Origin of the sequence: Chryseobacterium sp. OSA05B (assembly GCF_019970065.1) — a bacterium.
Classification (GTDB): Bacteria; Bacteroidota; Bacteroidia; order Flavobacteriales; family Weeksellaceae; genus Chryseobacterium.
The window spans coordinates 694,295-707,965 of sequence record NZ_JAHXYH010000002.1 but is presented as its reverse complement, the minus strand read 5'-3'; the positions used below and the strand labels follow the sequence as shown (position 1 = coordinate 707,965).

Annotated in this window: 10 protein-coding genes; 6 read left to right on the top strand and 4 right to left on the bottom strand. The window is 37.7% G+C overall.

What is annotated here, in order from left to right:
• The first annotated feature begins 129 nt into the window (after positions 1–129).
• Both LC419_RS10675 and LC419_RS10670 read left to right on the top strand, forming a co-directional pair.
• Positions 130–774: a hypothetical protein gene (locus LC419_RS10675; RefSeq protein ID WP_223607319.1), complete on the top strand. Its 645-nt coding sequence runs from the start codon at positions 130–132 to the stop codon at positions 772–774.
• Positions 771–1,412 (top strand): hypothetical protein, encoded by a 642-nt coding sequence (locus LC419_RS10670; protein WP_223607318.1) that lies wholly within the window; start codon positions 771–773, stop codon positions 1,410–1,412. The genes LC419_RS10675 and LC419_RS10670 overlap by 4 nt, the downstream gene beginning before the upstream one ends.
• Positions 1,413–1,622: 210 nt before the next feature.
• Here LC419_RS10670 and msrB read toward each other — a convergent pair whose 3' ends face one another.
• The 4 genes from msrB to LC419_RS10650 all read right to left on the bottom strand — a co-directional run bounded on the left by msrB (position 1,623) and on the right by LC419_RS10650 (position 4,123).
• The gene (msrB, locus tag LC419_RS10665) at positions 1,623–2,732 is read right to left on the bottom strand and encodes a peptide-methionine (R)-S-oxide reductase MsrB (protein ID WP_223607317.1); all 1,110 of its coding nucleotides are present in this window, start codon (positions 2,730–2,732) and stop codon (positions 1,623–1,625) included.
• A gap of 17 nt (positions 2,733–2,749) precedes the next feature.
• A complete protein-coding gene (locus tag LC419_RS10660) occupies positions 2,750–3,199 on the bottom strand; it encodes a DUF417 family protein (protein ID WP_223607316.1) in 450 nt (149 codons plus the stop codon).
• Positions 3,200–3,281: 82 nt separating this feature from the next.
• Positions 3,282–3,554 (bottom strand): hypothetical protein, encoded by a 273-nt coding sequence (locus LC419_RS10655; RefSeq protein ID WP_223607315.1) that lies wholly within the window; start codon positions 3,552–3,554, stop codon positions 3,282–3,284.
• 14 nt (positions 3,555–3,568) lie between these two features.
• Entirely contained in the window at positions 3,569–4,123 is a 555-nt protein-coding gene (locus LC419_RS10650; RefSeq protein WP_223607314.1) for a sigma-70 family RNA polymerase sigma factor, read from the bottom strand.
• A 507-nt stretch (positions 4,124–4,630) separates the two neighbouring features.
• On the opposite strand from LC419_RS10650, the gene alaS reads away from it, so the two are divergent.
• From alaS to LC419_RS10630, 4 genes are all read left to right on the top strand, one after another.
• Positions 4,631–7,234 carry an alanine--tRNA ligase gene (alaS, locus tag LC419_RS10645; protein WP_223607313.1) on the top strand — a complete coding sequence of 868 codons (2,604 nt, stop codon included), beginning with the start codon at positions 4,631–4,633 and terminating at the stop codon, positions 7,232–7,234.
• 196 nt (positions 7,235–7,430) lie between these two features.
• Positions 7,431–8,912: a hypothetical protein gene (locus tag LC419_RS10640; protein ID WP_223607312.1), complete on the top strand. Its 1,482-nt coding sequence runs from the start codon at positions 7,431–7,433 to the stop codon at positions 8,910–8,912.
• 64 nt (positions 8,913–8,976) lie between these two features.
• Entirely contained in the window at positions 8,977–10,791 is a 1,815-nt protein-coding gene (locus tag LC419_RS10635) for a cytochrome-c peroxidase (RefSeq protein WP_223607311.1), read from the top strand.
• Between the two features lie 434 nt (positions 10,792–11,225).
• Positions 11,226–13,640 carry a hypothetical protein gene (locus LC419_RS10630; protein WP_223607310.1) on the top strand — a complete coding sequence of 805 codons (2,415 nt, stop codon included), beginning with the start codon at positions 11,226–11,228 and terminating at the stop codon, positions 13,638–13,640.
• Positions 13,641–13,671 lie beyond the last annotated feature (31 nt).

Here is a 13,671-nt window from a genome sequence, read left to right as displayed (position 1 = left end):
AATTGATTTAAAAATGAAGTGGTCCTTTGGATCACTTTTTTTATTCTTTTGTTTACCTGTAGAATGTTAAAAATAGGGTTTGATCATTTGGATATTCGATTTTTTATTAATTTTATCAAAATGACAGGAATGAAAAAAATGTATTATTTCCCGGGATTGATCAGTGCTGTCCTTATTCCGGTATTGTTCTGGTACTACGGGAACCAGAGGGTGCAACCACAATACACCGTCATAGACCTGGGACTTCCTGCCAAACACAGATACAATCCAGATATAGATAATTCTTTTGAACCTTACAGAGACTGGAATTATCAAAAAATCATTGTAAAGCCCAATACAGCCTTTCAAAACCAGAAATTCTATGTTTCAGAACTGAAGAAACTTCAGGAAAGAAATGGAAAAGAAACTGGTATTGAATTTATCATTGATGACCGCAATAATTATCAGGATTTTATATCGTTAATTGACGCTATGCAACTTGCCGGCCAGGATAGCTATGGGGTTGATCTGGAAAAAACCAATCATTTTTTTGCACTTCATTTTTATAAAGATTCGAATGTCGCTGAAAAAATCCATAGGCTAAACTGTGGAACCAGAGATGCTACTGTCTTTTACAGGATGAATGACAACTATAAAGGCGTGGAAAAACTGAAATACCTTCTCGACCTACCTAAACAGTCATATTATATCATCTTCAGCTTTCTGCTTTTCCTGAATATATCCATGTTCAGTATTAAAGAAAACCTTCAAACCCAAAAAAAAATAATCGCATGAAAAAGATCTATTACTTTCCGGGCTTGATCAGTGCTGTATTAATTCCACTGCTGTTTTGGTATTATGGAAACCGGAAGTTTGAAGAAGTGAATTTTAATGCTATTGATATTTGGCTTCCTGCAAAAGCAAAAGCAGAAGGCGAAAAGTCCTATTTAAGCTTTGAACCTTACAGAAACTGGAATTATAAAAAAATAAAAGTAACTCCCAATACAGCAAAGGAAAATACAAATTTATACGTTGCTGAAATCAGGAATTTACAGAAAAGGAATGAGAAAAATTCAGGTATTGAATTCATTCTGGATGGCCACAATAACTACAGTGATCTTATTGCATTGCTTAATGATATAGAACTTGCAGGACAATTTACCTATACGCTTGATGTGGAAAAGACATGGCACTTTTTTGTCAGCCAAGAATATAATGACCCAAGCGCCAAAGAATTATTCGCTGCACTGAGTGACAAGTGCGGGAATATAGGCCGCGATTTTCCGGAAGAACATTATTTTAAAGGGTTTCAAAAGTTTCAATATCAGATAGCTCAACTTCCTAAAGAGGCATTTTATATCATGTTCGGATTTTTATTCCTGGTGAATATCTCAATGCTTAGTATTAAGGAGAGATTTCAAGTGCATTATTAAAATCTGCGTTATCAGTGAAATCTGCGTGAAATTTTCAACATCCGTTTATTATGTTATTTTTTTGTTGGAAAATCGCAAAGACACAAGGCACGATTGAAACTGAGAATATTTTAAGGCGTGAGCAAATCAAAGATTTTCAGCAAGATTTTAAGTACCAGCTTTGTTTCATACCAACAAAAAAGACCGCCTTTCGGCGGTCTCTCCTTCATATTACTTTTTATCCAGCAGAGAGATATAATCTCCGTAGCCTTTTTTCTCCATCTCAGCTTTTGGGATAAACTTTAGCGAAGCACTGTTGATACAGTATCTAAGACCTCCTTTATCCGTAGGGCCATCTGTGAAAACGTGCCCAAGGTGGGCATCTCCCGTTTTACTTCTTACTTCCACTCTTACCATTCCGGCAGTTTTGTCCATTTTCTCATCGATCAGCTTTTTGGTAATCGGTTTTGAAAAGCTTGGCCATCCGCAACCGGATTCAAACTTGTCGGTAGAAATAAATAATGGTTCACCAGTCGTGATATCTACATAGATTCCCTCACGTGTTTCGTTCCAGTATTCATTTTGGAAAGGTCTTTCCGTTGCGTTTTCCTGCGTTACATTATATTGTTCTGCAGTCAGTTTATCTTTTAAAACTTTTTTATCCTGCTTCTGATATTTTGCTTTGGGAAGCGGGTTTGCATTTTTAGCCATTTCAAAAAGTCCCGGCTCAATATGACAATACCCTCCCGGATTTTTATCCAGATAATCCTGATGATAATCTTCTGCTTTATAGAAATTTTTCAATGCTACCGTTTCCACAACTATAGGCTGAGAATAATTTTTAGCCAGTTTCAGAACTTCATTTTTCACTAAAGTTTCATCTTCTTTATTCGTGAAATAAATACCGGTTCTGTACTGATTTCCTCTGTCATTTCCCTGTTTGTCCAGAGTTGTAGGATCTATTGTTTTAAAATAAAGATCAATCAGCAATTTAAGATCAACCTGTTCAGGATCATATTTCACTTTTACTGTTTCCGCAAAACCTGTAGTATGGCTTACGACCTCTTCATACGTTGGATTCTGAGTATTTCCGTTGGCATAGCCTACTTCAGTTCCCACCACTCCGCGGATCTGCTGAAAAAAGTGTTCTGTCCCCCAAAAACATCCGCCTGCAAAATAGATTTCTCTGACATTTTTATTATCCATAATTTCCTGATTTTCTTTTTCTTTTTCTTTTCCGTTTGTTAATTCTTTGGACTTCGGATTTTTAAAAAGCCCCGATCCTGCAGCAAAAACTGCGATACCCAAGATAATCCCGAGTACGATAAATATATTTTTCATTTTTTTCTTTTTATCCATTACTTTTTATTGTTTTGTACGATCATTAACCCGAATCCCAGGAAAATCAGATCTTTCAGGATGAAAAAATCTGTGACAGGAACACCATCCACTGTTTTCCAGATTCCGGGAGTTGTGAAAAGATAGCTTAGCGTTACCAGAAATATCATGATAAGCCCGATTCCGGCATACTTTCTTAGAGATGCAAATTTCACACTAAATATCAGTAATAAGGCAATGATAATTTCTATCGCTCCTATAGCATTTGACACCATTTGGACACTTGCTGTTTTATATACGAAGAAAGTAAGAAAATGGTTTTCCACCAACGGTTTAATGGCAGCTGCCTCGGTAGGTGTAAATTTGAATATTCCAATCCAGAGCAAAATCAATGCACCCCCGAAAAGGGAAATATAATATCCCGATTGGTACGTTCCGGATTCGACGTTCAATTTTGATGTTCCGTTCATGTCTTTAAGATTTTGAATGATACTTTATTATTGTTTTCAAAAGTATAGTCGGAAACATTTCAAAATCCTGACAATATTTATTCTAAAGATCTAATTTTTCTAAAACTTTACTTTTAAAACCCTTAATATCAGAATCATTAATTTCAGTATTTTCTTTCTGAGAAAGTTTTCTTCTTAAAATATCATCCAGAATCTTCAGTTTTTCTTCATACGCACGGCACCATTTACAGATCTTTAAGTGCATGGTTAACTGCCAGTCTTCCTTTCGGGAGATGGCCTGTGCATTCCTTTTCTCCATCAGCATTGTAGCTTTGCTGCATGGCAGGAACAGAATATGAATCAATTTTCTCAACATTTTTTATGATATGGTTATAAGTTGGTAAACCAGTTGATATCAAGACATTCCCTCAGCTGCATTCTGCTTCTCTGAAGGATCTTCCAAAGATTAGTCGCAGACATCTTTAATTCCTGACTCACTTCCGGTGCTTTTTTCTCCTGAAGATAATACATTTTCAGCGGGATTTTCCATCTGGAGGGTAAATCTTCAATACAATCCTCAAGAGTTTTATTAAAATCTTTATTGTCTAAAAGTTCAGGTTCTTTCTCGGAAACATTCCAGACATTCAAAACACCGTTATTTTTCCAGGAACCGGTTTCGTCAAAAAAATGATCCAGTTTGATCTCCGGATCCGATTTATACTTTTTCCGGTAAAAATCAGCAGCTTTTCTATTTAAAATAGCGATCAGCCAGGTGAGCGGCTGGCTTTTTCCCTCAAAAGAATCATAGGACGAAAATGCAGCTAAAAAAACATCCTGTACGATATCTTCCGCTTCCACTTTATCTGAAAGCAGATAGGCTGCTCTTTTAAGAAGAGGCCCGGAATACTGCTCTACCCAGCTTTTCAGCACTTCATTTTTCGTCATTTTTTATTCTTTAATATCATAAAAACTAATTCTATTGATTTACACAGACCATTATATTTTGGTTTCAAAATCATAAAATCGATTAAGTCTTTATTTAATATTAAAACGAATATAAAAAGTTAAAACAGAACATGCAAAATTTTTATTATGCAGATCTTTAAGGAAGGCTTATAAAAAATGAGTCAGTAATGTCTGTAGTATTTCCAAAACTGTTGGATAAACGCAAAAATACTAAATTTTCTTCCATACTTTATGTTGATAAAGCTAAAACATTTTATCTCCGATAAATTTGAGCACACTGTCATTGCTAACAAACTTGATTTTCCTGCGACTTATCTACCGTATAATACTTAGAATTATTTACGACCTTGTGCTTATCTCGCAACAAATAAACTTTAACCGACTTACCCAATTCAAAACATAGCATAAAATTATTTACAAATCGCTTAAAAACATTAAATTTGCATCTTATCAAAAATTTGATAGTTTTAAAAGCAAAGCAATACTATGACATCACAAGAGATACGTCAAAAATTTTTAGATTATTTTAAAAGTAAAGACCACCTTATCGTTCCTTCGGCACCTATCGTGTTGAAAGACGACCCTACCCTTATGTTTTCCAACTCAGGAATGACACAGTTCAAAGATTTTTTCTTAGGCTACAAAACGCCTACGGCCCCAAGAATTGCCGATACACAGAAATGTCTGAGAGTTTCCGGAAAGCATAATGATTTGGATGATGTGGGAAGAGACACGTACCACCACACCATGTTTGAAATGTTAGGAAACTGGTCTTTCGGTGATTATTTCAAAAAAGATGCTATTGCTTTTGCCTGGGAATTACTGACTGAAGTGTTCGGAGTTCCAAAAGAAAATTTATATGTAACTATTTTCGAAGGAGACGCTTCCGAGAATCTTGAAAGAGATCAGGATGCCTACGATTTCTGGAAATCTCATATTTCGGAAGACAGAATTATCAACGGTAACAAAAAGGATAATTTCTGGGAAATGGGTGAAAGCGGACCGTGCGGACCGTGTTCAGAAATTCATATTGACCTTAGAACGCCGGAAGAAAAAGCTAAAGTATCAGGACTAGATCTTGTCAACAATGATCACCCGCAGGTTGTAGAAGTATGGAACCTGGTTTTCATGGAGTTCAACAGAAAGGCGGACAAATCTCTGGAAAAACTTCCTGCACAGCACGTGGATACAGGAATGGGCTTCGAGCGTCTTTGTATGGCACTTCAGGGCAAATCTTCCAATTATGATACTGATGTTTTTACACCGCTTATCGCTAAAGTGGAAGAACTTTCAGGCAAAAAATATACAGGAATTCTAGAAGACGAAAAAGATATTGCAATCCGTGTTGTGGTAGACCACATCAGAGCGGTTTCTTTTGCCATTGCTGACGGACAGCTTCCTTCCAACGGAGGAGCAGGATATGTCATCAGAAGAATTTTAAGAAGAGGAATCTCTTATTCTTACCGATTTTTAGGCATGAAAGAACCTTTCCTTTACAAGCTTGTTGCCGTACTTCAGGCTCAGATGGGAACTTTCTTTCCTGAACTGGAAAAGCAAGGAAAACTGGTTTCTGAAGTGATCAAAAGTGAAGAAGATTCATTCCTGAAAACGATTGAAAACGGACTGATCAGAGTTGAGAAATTAATTGAGCAGACAATTGCGGACGGTTCAAAAGTATTACCAAGCGAAGAAGTTTTTGAATTATATGATACGTACGGTTTCCCGGATGATTTAACAAGAATTATCGCAGAGGAAAAAGGTCTTACCATTGATGAAGCAGGATTTAAAGTTGAAATGGAAAAGCAGAAGCTTCGTTCAAAAGCTGATTCTGCTCAGAAAGTGTACGACTGGGTAACCTTAGAGACTAAACCTGAAAACTTTGTAGGATACGACCAGATCGAATCTGAAACCTATATTACCAGATACAGAAAAGTAGAAAATAAAGACGGAGAATTCTACCAGGTGGTATTGAGCAGCTCTCCTTTCTATCCTGAAGGCGGTGGTCAGGTGGGAGACAAAGGGGTTCTGGAAAATGCTGTAGAAAGCTTCGAAGTTTTGGAAACCAAAAAAGAAAACGGACTGATCATTTCTCTGATCAACGGTCTTCCGAAAGATGCAGGCGCTGTGTTCTATGCTAAAGTAGATGCAACCGACAGAAAAAACTCTCAGGCGAATCACTCTGTCACTCACCTTTTGCATGAGGCATTAAGAGAGGTTTTAGGAACGCACGTAGAGCAAAAAGGTTCTTACGTAGGTCCGGATTATCTTCGTTTTGACTTCTCTCACTTCAATAAGATGACCGAGGAAGAATTGGCGCTGGTAGAAGAAAAAGTAAACCACAAGATCAAAGAAAGCATTGCTTTACAGGAGTTCAGAAGCATTCCTATTCAGGAGGCTTTGGATAAAGGAGCTATGGCTTTGTTCGGTGAAAAATATGGTGACAGTGTGAGAATGATCCAGTTCGGAAGTTCTAAGGAACTTTGCGGGGGAACTCACGTAAAAAATACCATTGAAATCGGTCATTTCAAAATTACTTCCGAAGGTTCTGCAGCAGCAGGGATCAGAAGAATTGAAGCGATTTCCGGAGATAAATCTGAGGAATATTTCAAAAACCTGGAAAATCAGATCCTTGAGCTTTCTCAATTGCTGAAATCTAAAGATGTGGTACGATCTATTGAAAAACTGATCGACGAAAATGCATCTTTAAAATCTGAAGTGGAAGCCCTTAAAAAGGAAAAAGCAAAAGGCGAGATCGGTGAATGGAAAAATGCTTACGAACAAAAAGGCAACAAACAGCTATTGGTGAAGAAAACTTCTCTGGATGCAGGTTCTGTAAAAGACATTGTATTCCAGTTGAAAAAAGAAATCCCAAGTTCTGTAACCATTATTCTTTCTGATTCGGATGGAAAACCAATGATCACTGTTGGAGTTTCTGATGATCTGGCAGCAGATTATCAGGCTGGAGCTATCGTAAAAGACCTGGCCAAAGAAATCCAGGGCGGCGGCGGCGGAAATCCGGGCTTCGCAACGGCAGGAGGTAAAAATCTTGACGGTTTGGAAAATGCTTACCAAAAAGCTTTGAATATTTAGGATTAATCATCCTTTTACGATAAAACATTAGAAACTCCTGAAATTTTCAGGAGTTTTTTTTATTTATAACCATTCTAATTATTGATCTTATCTTAACAAACCATTACCCAAACTTAAACTATTTGTTGCGTCCCCTTAAAATATAATTCACAATAGACCTTTAGTTTTGCTACAATCGAAATTCAAAAAAGTAATTATGAAAATTAACAAAACTATCGGAGCTCTACTCTTCGCTGCTATGGCCTTTCAGAGCTGTAACGATGACAATAATGACGGTCAGGAAACCAATCCTGTCAATCAGAATATTAAAATTGAAAACTTTTCACAGGAACCTGCCTTCGTTTATGGAATGACGGGTTTTGAAAACCTGAATATTACGACTTTGATTTCAAGTTCCGATGTTCTTTCCGGAACACCCAATTTTGTTTTCGCAGGCCAGCCGGACGGCATGGGAATTATGAAAGATCCCAACTCGGATGGTTATTTAATGATCACCAATCATGAGATCACTCAATCTGTATCAAGAGTTTATTTAGATAAAACATTCAGACCTGTAAAAGGAGAATACATCCTGAACGGGATCGGAGGTATGACCAGATTATGTTCTGCTACCCTTGCCACTCCTGAAACGCATGGTTTCAGTGCTTTTCTTACTGCCGGTGAATCCGGTGAAGAAAGTATGGTTCATGCCATCAATCCACTGGCAGCTGCTTCTCAGGCATCCGACCAGACAAGGGTAAAACCTGCTTTGGGTAAAGCGTCTATGGAAAATGCGGTTCCGCTTCCTAAAGATATTTCAGGCGGAAAAACGTACATTATGATTGGTGAAGATCAGTCTTACTCTTCATCACACCAGTCTGCAGGACAGCTGATCATGTATGTTTCCAATACACAGGGAGATCTTGAGAACGGAAAATTATATGCTTTAAAGAGAACCAACAATAACTATACGGAAACCGATATGGTAAAAGGAAGTTCTTATGACGTGGAATTTGTAGAGATTTCCAATGCTAAAAATCTTACAGGAGCCCAGATCAACCAAAAGAATATTGATAACAATGCGATCCGCTTTTCAAGAGTTGAGGACGTAGATTACAGAAAAGGAGCCGGAAAAGGAAGGGAAATTTACTTTACGGCAACAGGGGAATCTTCAGACGGTGTGACTCCGAAACCGGGATTAACCATGTGGGGAAGAGTGTACAAGCTTGTTCTTAACGAAAACAATATGCTGGCCGGAAAACTGGAAGTGGCTGCAGAAGGAGATTCCAATCCGGGACATAACCTGATCAATCCTGATAACCTTTGTGTAACGGAAAACTTCGTTTACATCCAGGAAGACGGGGATTCTTATTACACAGCAGCAGCTCATGATTCTTATATCTGGCAGCTGAATATCACTACAAAGCAGTACAAACCGTGGCTGAATATGAAACACAACAGACTGGATACAGCATGGCAGACCGCATATAACCAATCCGGAACACTTCAAAAGTTCGGTTCATGGGAATATGGAGCGATGGTTGACATCTCAGACATCATCGGAGTTCCGAATACTTTTACGGTAAATATTCACTCTCATACATGGCAGAAGGATAAGTTTAAGAATGCTGACGGTGCTGGCGTGAATACCAACAAAGAAGGCGGCCAGATTGTAATCATCAGAAACGTAGAGAAATAATTTTAGATATCCCATAAAAACCAAAGTATCAGCGGAGAATTTCCGTTGATACTTTTTCATGCCTATGAAAGTATTCTTCAAATATCCCATACTCGTTGTATTATCCATTGTAACTGTTCTTTTCGTTCTTTTTCAGTGTAAAACAGACAAACATCAGCCTGTCCATGAGGATCTGAGTGCTGTAAAAAGTGAAATAGTCAAAACCAATACTTCCTTTGAAAAACAGATCAATGAGCTTATGGCTCTTGTCTCAAATAATGCAGATGAGAAGACAATCCAGAGAAAATTTGAGGACCTGAGAATCACCTATAAAAAAATGGAATGGGCGGTTGAATATTTCCTGCCGAATTCAGCCCGGTTTATAAACGGTCCTGCTCTTTCTGAAATTGAAATGGATGAGCATACCGAATTGGAACCAGAAGGTCTTCAGGTTCTTGAAGAACTCTTCTATCCTTACACCCCCGAAAACAAAGAAGAAGCTATCCGGTTTCTGAAGAAGCTGACCAATAAAAGCAATACGATTAAAACGAACTTCCAGGCGATTTCCATCAGCAAAGATCAGGTTTTCGATGCGGCAAGACAGGAAATTTTCAGGATTTCAAGTTTAGGAATTTCAAGTTTTGATACGCCGATATCAGGAACATTTTTAAAGGAAATGCCCTATTCTTTAGAAGCTGTTCAACTGACTTTACAACAGATTTCTACGGATCAGTCGAAAGATAAAGCGTTGAAAAGCATTGACGCAGCCATTCATTCAGCCATCGCAGCGCTGAAAAAAAATACAGACAGAAATACGTTTGACTATGTTAATTTCATTCCGGATCATCTGAATACAATTTCGTCTTTACTCCTGGAATTTAAAAAGCAGGAAAACATCCCGGACATTGAGGTAAACACTGCTTTAAGTAAGAATGCAGCTACTTTTTTCTCGAAAAACGCTTTCAATCCCAATGCATTTATTCCAGGAAAAGAATTCGCGTTCTCTAATGAAAAGGCAGCTTTGGGTAAAAAACTCTTCAGCGACAAAATTCTATCCAACAGCAACAACAGAAGCTGTTCCACCTGTCATAATCCGGGAAAAGCTTTTACAGACGGACTTGCCAAATCTATGTCGCTTGACAATGAAGAACTGCCGCGAAATACACCTTCTCTGAATTATGCAGGGTTTCAGCAAGGACAGTTCTGGGATATGCGGAAAGATGATCTTGAAGGTCAAAGTTCAGATGTGATCTCCAACAAGGAAGAAATGCACGGTGACCTGAATGTTATTTTGGATAAAATTAATCAGGATCCCTCTTATCTTCCCGCGTTTAAAAAGATTTACCACACTCCAAAAGCTGAAACCTGGCAGCTCCAGAATGTACTGGCAAGCTACATCCGTTCTTTGGCGAAGTTCAATTCTAATTTTGATAGATACATGAGCGGAAACCGTTCTGCGATGACGGAAAATCAGAAACAGGGATTCAATCTTTTTGTAGGAAAAGCCCAATGTGCATTATGTCATTTTATTCCTTTGTTTAACGGAACTGTTCCCCCGAATTTCAAAAAAACAGAACAGGAAGTACTGGGAACTGGTGTCAATGGAGAGAACAAAATGTTTGATCAGGATCTTGGAAGAGGAAAATTTCATGAAACTGTAGCTGCATTACAACATTCATTTAAAACACCTACCCTCAGAAACATTAGCAAAACTGCTCCCTATATGCATAATGGAGGGTATAAAACCCTGAAGGAAGTCATGAATTTTTATAACAAAGGTGGCGGAAAAGGCTTCGGATTTAAAGTGGACAACCAGACGCTTTCTGACAATCCTCTGCAGCTTACGGATCAGGAAATAGATAAGATCATCGATTTTATGGGCGCATTGGATGACCGATAAATATTCTTTTCTTTTGTCTTGAAACAAAAGAAGCAAAAATTGTCTCCATAAAGTCGACGAATGTTATTTCAAGACTTGGAAACTTCCGCTAAAAATAAACCCTGTTCTCTAAAAATTCTAAAACTTGCGCGAATTCAATAGGAATTGTTCCGTTCAAAATGGATCTCGCGCTTCAGAAAATAGAATTTTTTTAACGTTCACAGGATTCATTTTCTTAACGCTCCCATTTTCCTATGTCAATTTTATCATAATTATAAAAAGCCAATCTTTGAAAAGATCTTGTGTAAATCCATGAAATCAGTGGTTGAAAAACAAAGAGAGCATTTTTTTGTACTCTATTTTTCTATCTGAAACTTAGATTAAATCAATGTATTAACAAATCATAAAAACTTTTTTAACATAAGAAATATTACTATTTTTGAGCTAGTTTTTGCATGAAAAGGTTTTTAGTCTTACTGTATTTGTTAATATCTTTCTTTGGTTACACTCAATCAAAGATCAGGGTCATTGACGAAACCAGCCAAAAGCCTATATCCAATGCCAAGATCTCCTGTGAAGGGAAAATTCTTGGCTTTACAGATATTCAGGGTACCCTGGAATTTAAAGCTTCATGCAGTACCATTGAGATCCAGGCTGAAAGATACGACAAGGAAACAGCAGCGGCAGAAGCTGACATGGAGGTCACTCTGCTGAAAAAAACGTCAAAAACAACCGATATTGAAGAGGTAGTCATTGAAGACCGAAGCGATCCACGGGCTATTGAGATCCTAAAAAAGGTGAACAAGCTTTTTAAAGACAATTCACCGAAAAGTTTAGATTCCTACACGTTCAAATCTTACGAAAAAATGTCTATGGACATTGATCAGGATAGCATTACACAATTCAACAAGTTTTTTAACGACACTCAGTTTTTCAAGAAAAAAAGGGAAAAGGATTCATTAAATAATATCTCAGCCAAACAGATCTTTTCAAAAAGCAAATTATTCCTGTGGGAAAGAGCTCAGGAGTTTGTCTATTCTAAAAAATACGGTGAAAAGGTCAATATCCTGGACAACAGAATTTCCGGTCTCAAACAGCCGATCTACGAAATGATCGCTATCCAACAGAGCAACAGGGACAAAATTCCCAATCAGATCAAGCAGGAAAACAGAGGACTTTACCGTTTTTTCCTTTCGGATACCATTGAAGTAAGCGGAAGAAAAACCTTTGTAATCCGTTTCCGTGAAGTGAATTACAAAAAACCGGATAAAAGGAGAAAGTATAACGGTGCCATCTATGTAGACACTGAAACCTACGGAATTCAAAAGATCGAAAATTTCAGCAAGAACAAAAACGACGGTATCATTACCAGTACCTGGGTTTTCTACAATAATAAATGGTTTCTGGCTCAGGAAAAGGTAAAACTCAGAATGAGCAGAGTGGCTATGGAAGAGGAAAACAAAGAAAAAACGGAAGAACATCCGGAGAAGAAAGACAAGACGAGCTTTGGAACGTATGCTTTCCTGACTTCCACATATTTTGATTTCAAATCGCCTATTGAAGAGGATCGCAATAATTTTAAAGGCTATACTTTTTCAGTAAAAAATGCCGATGGACATCTTTTGGATCAGTACAGAACCGACCCTCTCACAGAAAGGGAAAAAAATACATATACAACGATTGACAGTTTAGGAAAAAAATATAACATCGACAGTAAAGCCAAAATTCTCACCGGTCTTATCAATGGACAAATCCGAGCAGGCGTCGTAGATTTTGCAGTGGATGAAATTGTCAATTATAACTTGTACGAAGGCTTCAGGCTTGGTTTAAAAGCTAAAATGAACGAAACCTTCAATCCTTATTTCTCACCGGATTATTATTTCGCGTACGGTTTTAAGGATGATAAATGGAAATACGGAATCGGTCTTGACATGAAGACGACGCTGGATAAAAATTCATTTTTCAGAATCGAGTATTATAATGATGTGACGGCATCGGGCGAGTTCTACAGAAGGCTATGGAATTTCAAAATGCGGATGATGAATTACGGGAATAACATTAACAATGACAAATATTACCACTTCAGAGGAGCATCGCTGTCTTATCTGAATGATGTGACGAATGGACTGACCCTGGTTTTTGCAGCCAAAAGAAATATCGAGGAAGCTAAGTTTGATTACGAATTCAGAGGAAAAGGCGGTGAATTTGATAATTTCAATACGCTATTTACCTTAAAATATTCCCCGAATTCGACGAATATCATGACCCCTCAGGGAAAATCCATCATCGATCAGAAATATCCCGAACTGTATTTCAACTATGAACAGAGCTATAAAGTTTTGGGTGGAGATTTCAATTACACCCGTTTTGACGCTCTGTTTGTCCACAATTTTAAGACAATGCTCGGAACTACTGGATTCAGGCTTTACGGAGGCGTGGTGCTTGGTGAAGCTCCTATCTGGAAGCATTTTACCATGAACGGGCTGGCTTCCCCGAGAAAGGATTTTAATTTTAACCTTACGTCGTACCTTGGTTTTGCCACGCTGGAAGGCGGAAAGTATTACAATGATAAATTTGTAGCCTATTATTTCACCCATAAACTTCCTTTGTACTTTAAAAGTTTTGGGCAGAATATTTCGAGCTTTGATTTTGTATTGAGAGGAACCATCGGAGATATGAAGCATCCGGAATACCACCAGTTCAGATTCAGAAAACTGGATCACCTTTATCAGGAAGTAGGTCTTGAGTGGAATAATTTCCTTTCAAGCTATTTTAATTTGGGACTGTTCTACAGAGTCGGATACTACACCACACCCAATTTTAAGCAGAATTTTGCGATTCAGTTTAAGCTGAAAATATTAGAATTTTAAACAACATTTATAAATACATAAAAAACGAAAC